General features: G+C 68.4%; 14 protein-coding genes. 5 read left to right on the forward strand and 9 right to left on the reverse strand.

All coding sequences use genetic code 11. The features are described from left to right. Positions 1-28: 28 nt before the first annotated feature. Both EV137_RS21695 and EV137_RS21700 read right to left on the reverse strand, forming a co-directional pair. The gene (locus EV137_RS21695) at positions 29-745 is read right to left on the reverse strand and encodes a class I SAM-dependent methyltransferase (RefSeq protein WP_166679965.1); all 717 of its coding nucleotides are present in this window, start codon (positions 743-745) and stop codon (positions 29-31) included. Beyond that, positions 717-1214: a GNAT family N-acetyltransferase gene (locus EV137_RS21700; RefSeq protein ID WP_238175474.1), complete on the reverse strand. Its 498-nt coding sequence runs from the start codon at positions 1212-1214 to the stop codon at positions 717-719. The genes EV137_RS21695 and EV137_RS21700 overlap by 29 nt, the downstream gene beginning before the upstream one ends. A 176-nt stretch (positions 1215-1390) precedes the next feature. On the opposite strand from EV137_RS21700, the gene EV137_RS21705 reads away from it, so the two are divergent. The 3 genes from EV137_RS21705 (at position 1391) to EV137_RS21715 (ending at position 3785) form a co-directional block, all read left to right on the forward strand. Further along, a complete protein-coding gene (locus tag EV137_RS21705) occupies positions 1391-2614 on the forward strand; it encodes a class I SAM-dependent methyltransferase (protein ID WP_134130524.1) in 1224 nt (407 codons plus the stop codon). 9 nt (positions 2615-2623) lie between these two features. After that, complete coding sequence (locus tag EV137_RS21710; protein ID WP_134130525.1) at positions 2624-3010, forward strand: ArsR/SmtB family transcription factor; 387 nt, start codon at positions 2624-2626, stop codon at positions 3008-3010. Between the two features lie 112 nt (positions 3011-3122). Continuing rightward, positions 3123-3785: a cation diffusion facilitator family transporter gene (locus tag EV137_RS21715; RefSeq protein WP_134130526.1), complete on the forward strand. Its 663-nt coding sequence runs from the start codon at positions 3123-3125 to the stop codon at positions 3783-3785. Between the two features lie 522 nt (positions 3786-4307). On the opposite strand, the gene EV137_RS21725 is transcribed toward EV137_RS21715, so the two are convergent. The 5 genes from EV137_RS21725 to EV137_RS21745 form a co-directional block, all read right to left on the reverse strand. Then, positions 4308-6401 carry an HNH endonuclease gene (locus EV137_RS21725; protein ID WP_134130528.1) on the reverse strand — a complete coding sequence of 698 codons (2094 nt, stop codon included), beginning with the start codon at positions 6399-6401 and terminating at the stop codon, positions 4308-4310. A gap of 101 nt (positions 6402-6502) precedes the next feature. Further along, the gene (locus tag EV137_RS21730) at positions 6503-7372 is read right to left on the reverse strand and encodes an amidohydrolase family protein (protein WP_134130529.1); all 870 of its coding nucleotides are present in this window, start codon (positions 7370-7372) and stop codon (positions 6503-6505) included. A 4-nt stretch (positions 7373-7376) separates the two neighbouring features. Continuing rightward, positions 7377-8612, reverse strand: a complete 1236-nt coding sequence (locus EV137_RS21735; RefSeq protein WP_134130530.1) for an ATP-grasp domain-containing protein — start codon at positions 8610-8612, stop codon at positions 7377-7379. A gap of 84 nt (positions 8613-8696) precedes the next feature. Further along, positions 8697-9443, reverse strand: a complete 747-nt coding sequence (locus EV137_RS21740) for an esterase family protein (RefSeq protein ID WP_134130531.1) — start codon at positions 9441-9443, stop codon at positions 8697-8699. Further along, complete coding sequence (locus tag EV137_RS21745) at positions 9403-10479, reverse strand: alpha/beta hydrolase (RefSeq protein ID WP_134130532.1); 1077 nt, start codon at positions 10477-10479, stop codon at positions 9403-9405. Before EV137_RS21745 ends, EV137_RS21740 begins: the two co-directional genes overlap by 41 nt. Before the next feature lie 43 nt (positions 10480-10522). Here EV137_RS21745 and EV137_RS21750 point away from each other — a divergent pair, with 43 nt between their 5' ends. Continuing rightward, positions 10523-10885, forward strand: a complete 363-nt coding sequence (locus EV137_RS21750) for an MmcQ/YjbR family DNA-binding protein (protein ID WP_238175475.1) — start codon at positions 10523-10525, stop codon at positions 10883-10885. Here the strand turns inward: EV137_RS21750 and EV137_RS21755 are convergent. Beyond that, on the reverse strand, positions 10882-11982 hold the full coding sequence (locus tag EV137_RS21755; RefSeq protein WP_134130533.1) for a winged helix DNA-binding domain-containing protein: 1101 nt from the start codon (positions 11980-11982) through the stop codon (positions 10882-10884). The two genes, EV137_RS21750 and EV137_RS21755, sit on opposite strands and share 4 nt — an antisense overlap. Beyond that, positions 11979-13145: an epoxide hydrolase family protein gene (locus tag EV137_RS21760; protein WP_134130534.1), complete on the reverse strand. Its 1167-nt coding sequence runs from the start codon at positions 13143-13145 to the stop codon at positions 11979-11981. The genes EV137_RS21755 and EV137_RS21760 overlap by 4 nt, the downstream gene beginning before the upstream one ends. 61 nt (positions 13146-13206) lie before the next feature. Here EV137_RS21760 and EV137_RS21765 point away from each other — a divergent pair, with 61 nt between their 5' ends. Continuing rightward, positions 13207-14223 (forward strand): helix-turn-helix transcriptional regulator, encoded by a 1017-nt coding sequence (locus tag EV137_RS21765; RefSeq protein ID WP_134003089.1) that lies wholly within the window; start codon positions 13207-13209, stop codon positions 14221-14223. Positions 14224-14240 lie beyond the last annotated feature (17 nt).

The following is a 14240-nucleotide window of genomic DNA, read 5'->3' on the forward strand; positions in this document are numbered from 1 at the left end:
CCAGTTCCAGTCACTGGAAAGGGGCTGCTCAGGGCTGGGTGAAGAGGGCGGCGTTGAGGAAGTCGGCGGCGAAGGTGCCTTCGCGGTCCGGATGCACGGCGCGGAGCTCGATCGGGGTGAGGGCGCCGAAGATCGCGCGGAGATCCTCGACGGAAAACGTCATACCGCCGTACGTGTCGCCGGTCGTGACGACGTCGAGGTCGCTGGGCATGTCCATCCGCTCGGCGGCGAACGCGACGATCCCGAACCGGCCACCGGGGCGCACGAGCGGGAGGACGCGCTGCAGGTACGTGATCCGGCGGTGCGGGGCGATGTGGTGGAAGCACCCGGAGTCGTACACCACGTCGTACTCACCAGCCGGCAGCGGATCACGCAGTACGTCGACCGCTGTCAACGTGACCGCGGCGGGCATCGTCGGCCGTAGCGTATCGAGGAGGTCCGCGGCCAGGTCGATCCCGTCGACGGTCGCGCCCTGCTCGGCGAACCACCTGGTGTTGCGGCCCGCGCCGCAGCCGACGTCGAGAACCCGCGCATTCTCGAGCTCTCCGAGCAGACCTCGCTCGTGCCAGTCGACCAGCGGTTCGTCCGGGAGTTGGGTGGCCAGCGGGTGCCCGGGCGTGGTCAGCAAGCCGGTCCAGTACTCGGCGGCGGAGGTGCTGGAGCGGTCTCCTCGCCCACTCGCACTCACCACCTGATCAAGCACATCGAGCAACTGGTCAACTGTGAAAATGCGAGGTCCCGTCACCAGTGAATTCTACCGGAATTCCCTTTGCGTAGCAGCGTGTTCCGGGCTGATCGACGTACTTTCCCCAGGGTGCCGTGCGGGTGTATCCACTCGACTCGTAGAGGGCGATCGCCTCGGGCTGGAGCGCACCTGTGGACAAGCGAAGCGTCGGATAGCCGGCGGTGCGAGCGGCCGTTTCCAGACCGGCCAACAAGGCGCGCGCGTATCCCCGCCCGCGTGCGGCCGGGGCGACGTACATCCGCTTCACTTCGCCGTCGCCTGGATGCTCGCTGTCCGGCCCGAACGCCTGTACGGCGCCACACCCGACAGCACGCCGCGCGTCGTCGAGCACCACGAAGTACCGCGCACCGCTCTTGACCTGCGATCGCCCCTCGGCCCCGTACTTCTCGACCAACTCGCCGTACGCCGCCGCCAGCAACTCACCCAGCTCGAAGTCCTCCGCCGGCCGCTCCTCCACGATGTGCTCCACCCCCGCATCGTAAAAGCACGTGAGCCGGTACGGCGGTGCGCCCTAGGCTGTTGCCCGATGCAGCGTTTCTGAAGGTGTAGGTACGTCGTGGCGGGCCCTGGACGGGGTCGGCTCGATCTGGCGTGCCTGCGCCGCGCTTCGACCGTTCTGTCGATCGCGAGCCTTCAGGAGCCTTCTTGTCCGGCATTGTCCTGCCTTGCATTGTTCTGCCCTGCATCACCGATCACCTTGTCCTGCGCACCATCGACGGCGCGGCCGACCTCCTCATCGAGGAAGTGCGCGCGATGGCGTCGATCCACTCGATCCGTCAGGCGTCCGTCGACACCGTCGAGTGCACGATCGACGGCCCGCTCGACGACCTTGCCGCCTGTGGTCTATACGCGACGGTCGCCGTACGTGACCTCGACCAATCGCTGCGAACCGGAGCCCTGAGCAACCTTCCGCACCCTGTCCGGTTTCGGGTCGGGACGGCGGATCCGGCCCAGCGACGAGAGGTGATCAACGCGACCGAGCAACGATTCGGCTGGGTGAACCGGCCGGGCGACTGGGACGTCAACCTCGTCCCGTTCGCCGACGGGTGGATCGCGGAGATCGGTCCGCTGTCGTGGACGCGGCGATTCGGTCTTTTGGAACGGTTGCCCTGGTCAACCAACCTGATCGTCGCCGAGGTGCTGATCCGGTTGGCGAAGATCCGGCCCGGCCAGCGCGTCGTGGACCCATTCTGCGGCACCGGCACCATCCTCCAAGCGGTACGCCGCCAACACCCCACCACCCACCTCCTAGGCCTCGACCACGACCCCCATGCCCTCCGGATCGCCGCCAACAACGCACTCAGCATCGCGACCAGCAGCCCTCTCACGACCGCGGGCAACGCCCTCACGATCGCGGCCGACGACGCCCTCAGAGTCGCGGCCGACGGCGCACTCACGATCGCCGGCGACGCACTCACGATCGCCGGCAAAGCCCTCACGATCGCGGGCGGCGACGCACTCAGGATCGCGGGCAACGCCCTCGCGGCCGGCGACGCGCTCAAGATCACGGGCGGCGACGCGCCCGGCGGCAGCAAGATCCCCCTCGCTCGGGGCACGGCGGAGGCTCTTCCGCTTGGGTCCGGCAGCGTGGATCGGGTGATTGCGAATCTCCCGTTCGGCAAGCAGGTCGGCAGTCATCGCGCCAACCGCACCCTCTATCCCGCCGTACTAGGCGAGATCGATCGAGTCCTCAGCGTCGACGGTCGCGCCGTCCTCCTCACCGAGGACAAACGCCTGCTCCACAGCGCGATCGAGAGGCAGCGCGCCTTGAAGGTCGTGCGTCAGCGCGTGCTCAGATACAACGGCGCGACCCCGACCGCCTACGTCCTCAGCCGGACCCGTCTAGCCAGAACCACCCCTGCGCGATAACATCGCCAAATGGCGATTGATCAGGTCGAGGTTGACGAGACGGCTGCGTTGGCGGTGGCCGGTTGTTTGTTCCACGGGTTCAGTGATGCGTCGCGGTTGGCGATCGTGCGGCACCTGGCGTTGGGGGAGCACCGGGTCGTCGACCTGACCGAACACCTGGGGCTGGCGCAGTCGACAGTCTCCAAGCACCTCGCATGTCTGCGCGACTGCGGGCTCGTCGAGTCGCGGCCGCAGGGGCGGGCATCGATGTTCAGCCTGTCGCACCCCGAGGCGACGATGGACCTGCTGGCCGCGGCCGAGCGCCTCCTAGGCCTCACCGGCGACGCCGTCGCCCTCTGCCCGAACTACGGCCTGGCGCACGACGCGACCACCGCATCGGAGCCCAGCCATGACTGACCCGCAGCAGCCGAGCCGACCCTCTGCTGAACCGCTGCACCTGAGCCGACCGTCTGGTGACCCGCTGCGGCCGAGCCGAGCCGCGGGTGAACCGCTGCGCCCGAGTTCAGTCATGGCTGAACCGTTACAGCTGGGGACTGCTTGGGTGGTGGATCCTGCTGAGCGCCGCCGCTTGGGGAAGCGCGCGCAGTTGCTGGCCGGTGCGTCCGTTGCGTACAACGTGGTTGAGGCAGTCGTTGCGATCACCTCCGGCTTGGTGGCCGGTTCGGTCGCGTTGGTCGGGTTCGGCCTGGACTCGGTCGTCGAGGTCTCCAGCGGACTGATCATCCTGTGGCAGTTCCGCCACCCGCTGCCCGAGTCCCGCGAACGTCAAGCCCTTCGTCTGCTGGCATTCTCGTTCTTCGCACTCGCGGCGTACGTCGGCTTCGAGTCGATTCGCACGCTGATCACCGGAGCCGATCCCGAGACATCTCCGGTCGGTATCGGCCTGGCCATAGCGTCGCTGATCGTGATGCCGTTCCTCTCCTGGGCGCAACGACGTACCGGAAAGGCGCTGGGATCGAACGCCGTAGTCGCAGACTCGACGCAGACGCTCCTGTGCACCTACCTCTCGGCGGTGCTCCTCGTCGGACTCGTCCTGAACGCGACCCTCGGCTGGTCCTGGGCAGACCCGATCGCCGGCCTGATCATCGCGGCCGTCGCAGTACGCGAAGGAATCGAAGCCTGGCAAGGCAAAGGCTGCTGCTCCCCCCTCGGCGGCCCGTGCCGGGACTGACACCGTGCCGCGCAACAGCCGATCGTCACGATCCGACGCAACCCAGGCAATCGAGCGGCCCACCCTCCACCACCCGCCAATCCACACCCCGCCCGACACAGCATGCCCCGACACAGCACGCCCCGACACAGCACGCCCCGACACAGCACGCCCCGACACAGCACGCCCCGACACAGCACGTCCCGGGCAGGTCCGGAGTGCAGCAGGTCCCGGGTGCAGCGGGTCCCGGGTGCAGCGGGTCCCGGGCACAGCAGCTCCGGGGTACAGCGGGTCCTGAGCACAGCACGTCCTGAGCACAGCAGGTCCCGGGTGCAGCGGGTCCCGGGTGCAGCGGGTCCCGGGTGCAGCAGGTCCTGAGCACAGCAGGTCCTGAGCACAGCAGGTCCTGAGCACAGCACGTCCTGAGCACAGCAGGTCCCGGGCACAGCACGTCCCGGCACGCCACGTTCCGGGTGCGGCGCGGACAGAGGCGTGCGCGGCGAGGCTGGCGGGCTGCCCGCGGATCGTGCGCGTCCGGTTGGGTCAGATCGTGGCGAAGGAGGGTGGGCCGGTGTCGGAGTTGTTCGGGGCGCGCACGCCCCAGACCGCGAACCGGGCTGCTTCCGCGCGGGTCGACTCGTCGGCGTGCCAGCGGCTCGGTCTCACACCCGACGCGGTGGCTGCGGGCGCTGCGGTCTCACCCCACGGATCATCTGCTGGGGTTGAGATTCGAGGCTTTGAGTTGCCGGCGGGCGTCGGCTCGCCGTCCGATGGCTCCGAGGGCGTGGGGTGCTCGCGCGGTGGCTGGGGTGGCCGGGATGCGTCACCCGTTGGTTTGTGCGCCCGGGATGGGTCATCGAGTGGGCCCGCGGGCGTGGGGCGATCACCCGGCGGCTCGTGCGCTCGGAAGGCGGCCTCCGATGGGCCCGAGGGCGTGCGGTGCTCGCGCGGCGGCCCGGGTAACCGGGGTGCGTCATCCGGTGGTTCTTGTGCCCGAGAGATGTCGTCCGATGGGCCCGACGGCGTGGGGTGTTCGCTCGGTGGTTCGTGTGCCCGGGATGGGTCATCGGGTGGGCGCGAGGGCGTGGGGTGGTCGCCCGGTGGCTTGGGTGCTTGGGGTGTGTCGGCCGGTGGTTTGTGTGGGTGGCGGGGTGGGTCGGCCCAGGTGGGTCGGGTGACGTGGACTTGGCCGTTGGTGATGGTGATGGTCCAGTGGCCGTGGTGGAGGTCGGTGTGGTGGCGGCGGCAGACCAGGGCGAGGTTGTCGAGCTTGGTGTGGCCGCCGTCGATCCAGGAGATCAGATGATGTGCGTCGCACATGACCGGTGGCGCGTTGCAGATGACGCAGCCGCGGTCGCGGGTGTTGAGGGCGCGGCGCATCGCGCGGGTGACGAGGCGTTCTCGGCGGCCGACGTCGAGGGGTTCGGAGTTGGAGCCGAGCACGATCGGGATGACGTTGGCGTCGCAGGCGAGGCGGCGGATGGTGGCCGCGGACAGGCCGTTGCTGTAGACGGTGTGCCCGATCGCGTCCGCGGTGGCCGCCTTCAGGTCCTGGAAGTCGATGGTGACGGTCAGGTTCGCCTTCGCCCCGAACCCAGGCACCACGTCACCACCTACCGCACTACGGCCCGCTACCACGGCACCGTCCGTACCACTGCCCTGACCGGCTGTCGCCCCACCGTGCGAGCCAGCAACCGAGCCAGAGGCCGAGCTTGCTGCTGAGCCCTTGGCCGCGTCGGCGGTCGTGTCCGCCGCGGAACCGGCATCCGCTGAACGAGCAGAACCGGCCTCCGTGGAACCAGCCTGCGGGGAACCACCCTGCGGAGAACCAGCCTCCGGGGAGTCCGCCGCCGGGGAGTTTGCTGGTGCGGTGGGGCGGGGCATCGTCGGTGAAGGGGTGCCGGCGTCGAGGGCGGTGGCGGCGAGGGTGAGGGTGGTGGTGAGGGCGTCGGCTTGGCGTTTTTCGCGGGAGCGGGGGTCGGGCTGGCCGTCGAGGGTTTTGTGGGGGCGGGCGCCGGTGACGATGAGGGTGCGGAAGAGTTCGGCGTTTTCGTTGGCAAGGTAGCCCTTGAACTTCACGCCGCGGTCGGCGGTCGTCAGGGTGAGGGATTCGCGGGCGGCGGCTTTGTGTTCTTCGGGTTCGGGGCCGTCGGTGTCGAGGATGTCGCGGGATTGTTCGGCGGCCTTGCGCAGGTCGGTCGGGGACAGGTGGCGGGCGAGGCGGACGAGTTCTTGTTCGGCGAACTCCAGATCGGCCACCGGCACCGTCGTCGGCACCTTCTCCAGCGCGGTGACGATTGCTTCGGCTTGCGCCGGCCGCAACACCACCTCAGGAATCTCCCCGTCCCGGTCGTCTGCCACATCGGCCACATCGGGGAGGGCGGCGGTGACGGCCGGGTACTTGCGTAGCGCGCGGGCCAGCCGGACGTCGCGGAAGGCGCGGGAGTGGTCGAGGCGGTAGCGGAACTCCAGGTACTGCACCATGTCACGGGCACCGACCCGTTCGGCGTACCCGGAGGAGTCCATCGCGGCGACCAGCCGCAACCGGCGCGTCTCGAGCAGCGCCAGCTCGGCATCAGCCTCGTCGAGAGCACGCGCCAGCTCCGCGTCGCTCATCAACTCGGCCGGCTTGTCCATGTAGCAAAGCCTAGACACCGCCACCGACAGTTTTCCAAAGCCAGATCCCCTTGCTTCCAAGGGGTTCTGTTATCCACAGCCGAAACATGTTGTGGATCTTGCTATGGGCAACCGAGTAGTCGGGCGCCGTTCGCCCGGCAGACAGCGCGCAGCCAGTCGTCGCCCAGTTCCAGCGATTCCAGGGCGGTGAGTTGGACGGCGTACTCGTAAGGGATGTTGGGGAAGTCGGAGCCCAGGACGATGCGGTCCTGCAGATCGGCCAGTCGGGGCACCAGGTCGCGCGGGAACGGCATCAAGGACTCGGTGAAGGGTGTCAGCGCCATCGTGGTGTCGAGATGCACGTTCGGGTACGACGTGAGCGCGAGATGCTCGGCGTACTCCGGCATTCCGAGGTGCGCGATCACCGCGGTCAACTGGGGATGCCGTCGCAGTACTTCACCCATCGGCCCGGGACCGGTGTGCCGTCCGGGGATCGGCCCGGATCCGCAATGAACGACAACAGGTACGCCGGCCTCAGCGAGCTGGCCCCATACGTCGTCGAGCTCACCGGACCGTGGATCGTAGTCGCCGACCTGGACATGCACCTTGAAGATTCGGGTCCCCAAGTCCAACGCCTCGCGGACATACCCAGCCGCTGAAGGCTCGGGGAAGAACGTCCCGCTCGTCACACAACCGGGCGTCACGGCCGCGAAGTCCCGCGCCCACGCGTTCAGCGACGCGGCCATACCGGGCTTGTGCGGATAGACCAGCGCCGGAAACGCCCGCACCCCTAACGAATCCAGCGTTTTCAGCCGCTCCTCGACCGAGGTCCGGTAGGTGATCGGCCACTCGGTCCCGTAGTGCTCGGACGCCTGGTCGAAGTACGCCCAGACCGCGTTCATCACCCGGTCCGGCAGGAAATGCACATGCACATCCACCAGCCCGTCGAGCCCAAGCCGCCGCCACCACGCCGGAACTTCAGAGTCACGCACGCCCCTAGCCTGCCTGATCGGCCACCCAGTGGTCAGTAAGGCCCTTGAAGTGGGCCATGAACTTGTCCTGTTCGTGCGGCGGGTACGTCGCGGCGACGGTCTCCTGGAGTATCCGGGCGAAGTCCGGGCCGGCCACCCAGTCCCGGACCCGCAGGTCGAAGTCGCCCAGATGGGCGGCGCACCATTCGTGGTACTTCGCGGTTTCGAAGTGCTCGTCCGCGAGGGCCAGGTACGCGTTCAGTTTGGCGTCGTAGTCCAGAGATGAGTCGTCCGCGATCTCGAAGTACCGCTCGGTGTGCAGGTCCACCGATGAACGGCGGCCGGTCGCCAGGCAGAAGACCGACCACTTCACCAGAGCACTCAGCGCCCACGGGAAGTAGTAGTGCAAGGACGTCACCGCGACGTCCGGGCAGGCGTTGGCGTAGTCGATCGGGTGCACCGAGTCGCCCTTGACCAGCATCTCGCAGGAGTTGAACTCCCAGCCGAAGAACGCGTTCACGATCCGGCTGATTGCGACCGCTTCGTGGCCGGCGGCGGGGCTGAGGAAGTCGTGCGAGACGGCGTACCGGTTGTGCATCGGCTCGTCCGGGCGGAAGTCCATCACCATCGTCTCGGCGCCGATCGACAGTGCCCGCGCGAACTTGTCGTACTCGATCGTCGCCTGCAGGTGCATCAGCATCTCGCCGGACTCGTCGTACGCGCGGTGCAGGTCGTCGGGGTTGTTGATCCGGGACACGCCTCGCCAGCCGCCGCCGTCGAACGGCTTCATGTACAGCGGGTACCCGAGGTCGTCGGCGATCGCGTCCAGGTCGAACGGCCGGTTGTACGTCGCCGACGTGTACGCCCAGCGCACGTTGTCGAGCGGGTTCTTGTACGGCACCAGTACGGTCCGCGGGATCTTCAGGCCGAGGCGGAGCATCGCGCAGTACGCCGAATGCTTCTCCATGGACTGGAACGTGAACGGGGAGTTCAGCAGGTACGTGCCGTTCATCAGCGCGGCCTTCTTCAGCCACTCGCGCGGGTGGTAGTACCAGTACGCGAGCCGGTCGATCACGAGTCCGACGCGCACCGGATCGTTCAGGTCGAACGGCTCGATGGTCAGCCGCCGGGACCCGAACTCGTGCTCGTGCCCGTCGATCGTCACCGGCCCGACCCGCTGCAGCAACGCCTCGAACGCCTGCGGCCAGTCCTCCTCGGCGCCCAGCAACAACCCGATCAGATGACGCGAACGATCAGCCACAAGAGCTCCTTGAGTCCAGGGAAGGAAGGAAAGAAGGAAAGAAGGTGGTGGGTCTCCTCGAAGGGGAGGTGGTGGTGGGTCTCCTCAGCAGAATCGGGGCAGGTGGTGGGCGATTTGCTGCTGCCACCAGGGCCAGTCGTGTGCTACGTCGTACCCCCACATGTCCAGCTCATGCGGGATGCCTTTCTGCTCCAGGAGCGCCGCAGTCGCGCGAGCGGACGGCAGCGAGCCGGTCGGGTTGGTCTCCCAGTCACCTTGACCCACGGTGAGCAGGATGAACAGCCGCCCGCGCAACCATTCCAGGTGATCACCGGACAAACCAGGCAGGTAGTCGGCCGGGTTGTTGAAGTACGTCGCCTCGCCGCGCTCGCCCCACGCGTGCCAGCTGGCCGCATCGTAGTTGCCCGACTGGCAGATCGCGACCGGGAACAGGTCGGCCCGCTTGAACGCGAAGTTCAGTGCGTGGAACGCACCGAGGCTGCAGCCGGTCGTGATGATGTCGCCGGCCCCCGGCGAGTCCGACCCGATCGTCGGCACCACCTGGTTCACGATCCAGGACTCGTACAGCTCGTGCCGGCGGGCCCGGTCCTCGAGCTGGATGCTGCGGTCCGACCAGCTCACGTGGTCGTAGGAGTCGACGCAGTACAACTTGACCCGCCCGGCCTCGATCAGCGAAGCGACTGCGCCGACCATGCCGTTGTTCTCGTAGTCCCAGGCGCGTCCCTGCTCGCTCGGGAAGACCAGCACCGGGCGGCCGAAATGGCCGTACCGGATCAGCGTTCCGCGGCGGTCAAGCCCCGGCGCCTCCAACTCGACCTGCTCCCGTTCCATCAGCCCCACCCCAGGTCCGTCGCAGTAGATCCGTCAGATCAGGATCCAGCACATCTCGCCAGGCTGTGAAGTTGTGCATGTCGGGAGTTTCGTCCAGCGTCACATCCAGCCCGAGCTCGGCCAGTCGCGCCGCCATCACCCGGTTGTTGTGCACGTTCTCCTCGGTCGTCCCCGCGGTGATCCCGACCGGCGGCGTACTCGGCGCCGTGGTTGCCGACAGCACCTGCTCGACGAACCCGGTCACCTCGGCGTAGAACTCGAAGTTCGACTCCTGCGGATCGGTCTCCGGCGTGAAGAACGACCCGGACTGCAGGAACAGCCCGGCGAACGTCCCCGGGAAGCTCCACTCCGCGTGCAGCGCCGCGAGCGCCCCCAGGCTCGCCCCCATCATCGCGGGCCGACGGCTCTGGTACTGCGCCCGCACGGCCGGTACGACGTACTGCGTCAAGGACACGGCGTACTGCGGGTTCGCGGCGTACCAGAGGTTTCGGGCGGTCGGCTCGATCAGCGCCAGCCGGAACGGCGGCAGCGCGGACTCGGCGATCATCGCGCCGGCGTACTGCGCCAGACCGGCGTACGCGGCGAACTCCGGACCATCGTGGGCGAGCAGGAGAGGCAGGTCGAACGACGGTGCGATGCCCTCCGGCGCCCAGACCTGCACGTTGACCTGCCCGACGGGGGACTCGACGGTCACCGCGGTGAGCGTCGACGAGATCGGCTGCACGGCGAGCCAGGCGGGCTCGACGTACCCGGGCAACGGCAGCCAGGAATGGTGCCCGAACGCTCCGTCGACGGTCCGTGGATTGGTCGGATCCGCTCGCGTGCCGAGGTTGGCGATGTCGAACAGGTACTCCATCCGGTGCACCGACGGCCGGGGCAACCGCAGCTCCCAGCCGTAGTCGACCGGCTTGAACTCGAGCAGCTCCGCCGCGAGGCCCAGCTCCTGCCACAGCCGGACGCCGCTGAACGCATGCGTGGGGTCGTCGAGGCGGAACACCACTTCGGCTCCCTCGACCGCGCTCACGTGTGCAGGCATCCAACTACCGTAGCGACGTAAACACTGACAAGGGCTGTCAGTGATGGCGTTCTATCGTGGGAAGGTGGTCGATCTCACCGATATCCGCGAAATCACCGCGGACCTTCCGCGCAGCTACGAGGTACTGGTCCGGGACCGGATCAAGTTCCGCGTCGGCCAGATCGTCTATCTCGCGGTCGCGGCCGACGAGCAGACCATCGGCCTCGGCTTCCCGCGCGAGGAACGCGCCGCCGCCCTCGCCGCCGAGCCGGACAAGTTCCTTCCGCCGCGCCCGTCCGACGAGCGCTTCCAGTGGATCGAGCTCAACCTGGCAGCCGTCGAGTACGACGAACTCCGCGAGCTGATCCTCGACGCCTGGGCGATGTGCGTCCCGAAGAAGGTCCGCGCCGAGTACTTCGGAACCTAGGCGGAGGTCACGACGACGGGCGTGTCCTTGCTGCCGATCAGGCCGAGGAGCTCACCGGCTTCGGCCTCGATCGCTTCCCGGTCGGCGGCGGTGACCGGACCGTGGGTGGTGACCCGCAGACTCGGATCGGCGCCGCGGTGATGACGCCAGTCCGCCGCGTAGTCGCCGTCGATCAGGACGGTGCCCATCGCGGCGCCGTTGCCGGGTGGCAGCGGTACCTGCCGGCCCCGCGGGTTGACCCGCCGCCGATCCGCGTGTGACAGCAGCAGATTGTCGAACTCCGGCAGGAACCGCACCGGCGCGGGCGTCTCCGCGTCAAGCAGTGGGCCGTCCGGTACGTCGTACAGCTCCCGCCCGTCCTCGTCGGCGTACACGCGCAACCCGGGCCGGAGCCGGTCGACGACCTCACGCAACCTCGTCAGCCCCGACCACATCTGTACGTCGGCCACACTCGCCGGACCGAACGCCGCCAGGTACCGCAGGACGAGCGCGTCGATCGAAGGATCCGCCACCGGCGAGCGGCCGAGCCAGCTCTCGATCGTCTGCAGCGCGGCCGGACCGGTCTGACCCCAGACTCCGCGGGGCGTGACCTGGACTGTGCCGGTCAGATAGCTGACCGCGTACGCCATCGCGTTCGCGTCCCAGTCCGGCCAGCGCTCGCCGAGCACCTCACGGAGCCGGCTGCGGCTGTACGGCTCCCGGCTCAGCAGATCAGTGCCGAACGCAACAACGGCGTCGATATCGGCCCCGGCCAACTGCTTGCCGAACGCGCCCCGGAACCCGCGATCCGCGACCGGATGCACGAGCCGCCACAGCCGCAGGCAGTCCTCGGCCGTGACCAGATGGATCGTGGCCCGCATCAGCGACGTACGAACCGCGTGGCGTGCGGTCATCAACGCGGACAAGTCAGCCGGGTCGAAGCCCTCCAGCCTCGACCAGAGCGCCACGTACGGCGCCAAGGGGGCCTGCGCCTGCAGCCCCACCAGCCGCTCGATCAACTCGGCGACCGGCCCACTCTCCCGACGCAGCAGCTGCTGACGCTGGAGGGTCGCACGGTTGAGTTCCCGCCGGCTGAGCACGCGAATCGAGGCGTTCATCGGCCAAGCGTACGGAAGAAGGAGCGCACGTCCTGGACCAGCAACTTGCCGCACTCCATAGCGGGGAAGTGACCGCCCTCGGTGAAGTCCGACCAGTGCGAGATCCGCTGCTCCGGATCGGCGATGCGCCGAACGACCGGGCTGCTGTTGAAGACGGCCCAGCCGGCCGGCACCGACGACTCGGCGACCCAGCCGAGCCTGGAGTGCGCCGCCTCGTACAGGAACCGGGCCGCGCTCGCGCCCGCCCGGCAGAACCAGTAGATGCTGACCAGCGTCAACAGCTGGTCGCGATCCACCGACTCCTCGGGCGACTTGGCCGGATCCGTCCACATCTGGAACTTCTCCGCGATCCACGCCAGCTGCGCGACCGGGGAGTCGGTCAGCGCGGCCGCGATCGTGTCCGGCGTGTGGTTCTGCAGATCCAGATAACCACGTCCCGCCTGCCAGGCCGCCTTGGCCTCCGCGATGACTGCCAGATCCTTCTCGTCGAGGTCGTCCGGCAGCGGCACGAACTCCCCTGCCAGCCCGAGCGTGCCTCGATCGCTGTTGATGTGTGTGCCGATCACCCGGTCGGGCACCGTCGCCCCGAGATGCCCGGTGATGCCGGCGCCGATGTCGCCGCCCTGCGCGGCGAACCTCTCGTAGCCGAGCCGCGTCATCAGCTCAGCGAATGCGGCAGTGGTTCGCCCGAGCTCCCAGCCGCCGGCGGACAACGGCGTCGAGAACCCGAACCCCGGCAAGAACGGTACGACGACGTGGAAGGCGTCCGCGGCCTGGCCTCCGTGTGCGACCGGGTCCGACAGAGGTCCGAGCAGGCGGAGGAACTCGACGGCCGATCCGGGATAGCCATGGCTGATCAGCAACGGCATCGCGTCCGGCTCGGGTGAGCGGACGTGGAAGAAGTGGATGACCTGCCCGTCGATCTCGGTCGTGTACTGCGGATAGCGGTTGAGCTCCTGCTCCGCCTTCCGCCAGTCGTACGACGTACGCCAGTACTCGGCCAAGTCGTACAGATAGCCGCCGGGGATGCCGCGGCTCCAGTCGTCGGCGTCTCCCGCGACGGGACGCGGCCGACGCGTGTGTTCGAGCCGGAACGCGAGGTCGGCCAGGTCGGCCTCGTCGATGTCGATCAGAAACGGACGGATCTGGTGTGTGTTGGTCATGCTTCGACCGTAGAAGCCATTGCGGAAGACTTTCTTCCGCAATGTCGGCCATCCTGGAGAAATGCTGAACACGTCGGCTCGTCTGCTCCGGTTGCTGTCCCTGCTGCAGGCCCGCGCACTGTGGGCCGGCCCGGAGCTGGCCGAGCGGCTCGGAGTGACCACCCGCACGATCCGCACCGACGTCGACCGGCTGCGGCAGCTCGGTTATCCGGTGGAAGCCGCGCCAGGACTCGCCGGTGGCTACCGGCTCGGGGCCGGTGCCGCATTGCCGCCGTTGCTGCTGGACGACGACGAGGCCGTGGCTGTCGCGATCGGCTTACGCACCGCCGCCAACGGCGGTGTGGAGGGCATCGGCGAGACCTCGATCCGTGCTCTCGCCAAACTGGAGCAGGTCCTGCCGCCGCGGCTGCGCCATCGGGTGAGCGCGCTGCAGTCGGCGACGCTCGCCGTACCGGCCACCGGGCCGAAGGTCGATGCCGACGTGATGATCGCGATCGCGGCCGCGATCCGCTCCGAGCACCGGCTACGCTTCGACTACGCGAGCCACGACGGGCGGGCGAGCAGCCGCGAGGTCGAGCCGCACCGGCTGGTCGTCATGGGACGCCGGTGGTACCTGATCGCCTGGGATCCGGAGCGCGACGACTGGCGGACGTTCCGGGCCGATCGCATCACGCCGAAGATCCCCGGCGGCCCGCGGTTCACTCCCCGGGAGCTGCCGGAGGACGAGCTCGCCGCCAGGCTGCAGCGCGGCGTCGGCACAGCGACCTGGCGCTACTACGCCCGCGTGCTGCTGCACGCACCCGCCGCCGAGGTCCGCGCCAAGCTCCCGCTACCCGTCGAGATCGAGGAGCTCGGTCCGGACCGCTGCCAGCTCAGGGTCGGCTCCGACACCCCGCACATGCTGACGCTCTACCTCGGTCTGCTGGACGTCGACTTCGAGGTCATCGACGCGCCCGAGCTGTCGGCCGCCCTCACCGCACTGGCCGACCGGCTGCACCGCGCGGCCGGGCCGGTTGGCCGTTCGGATGCCCCTGGCAACGACCAGTCATCCTCAGGTAGTAGACCAGAACCATCCTGACGGCCGATGGGTACGGC

The sequence above is a fragment of the Kribbella pratensis genome, from assembly GCF_004366075.1.
Lineage (GTDB): Bacteria > Actinomycetota > Actinomycetes > Propionibacteriales > Kribbellaceae > Kribbella > Kribbella pratensis.

Coding starts and splice junctions, on each gene's coding strand:
- EV137_RS21710 (WP_134130525.1), top strand. CDS start 2,624: ATGGCGATTGATCAGGTCGAGGTTGACGAGACGGCTGCGTTGGCGGTG.
- EV137_RS21715 (WP_134130526.1), top strand. CDS start 3,123: ATGGCTGAACCGTTACAGCTGGGGACTGCTTGGGTGGTGGATCCTGCT.
- EV137_RS21725 (WP_134130528.1), bottom strand. CDS start 6,401: ATGGACAAGCCGGCCGAGTTGATGAGCGACGCGGAGCTGGCGCGTGCT.
- EV137_RS21740 (WP_134130531.1), bottom strand. CDS start 9,443: ATGGAACGGGAGCAGGTCGAGTTGGAGGCGCCGGGGCTTGACCGCCGC.
- EV137_RS21745 (WP_134130532.1), bottom strand. CDS start 10,479: ATGCCTGCACACGTGAGCGCGGTCGAGGGAGCCGAAGTGGTGTTCCGC.
- EV137_RS21750 (WP_238175475.1), top strand. CDS start 10,523: ATGGCGTTCTATCGTGGGAAGGTGGTCGATCTCACCGATATCCGCGAA.
- EV137_RS21755 (WP_134130533.1), bottom strand. CDS start 11,982: ATGAACGCCTCGATTCGCGTGCTCAGCCGGCGGGAACTCAACCGTGCG.
- EV137_RS21760 (WP_134130534.1), bottom strand. CDS start 13,145: ATGACCAACACACACCAGATCCGTCCGTTTCTGATCGACATCGACGAG.
- EV137_RS21765 (WP_134003089.1), top strand. CDS start 13,207: ATGCTGAACACGTCGGCTCGTCTGCTCCGGTTGCTGTCCCTGCTGCAG.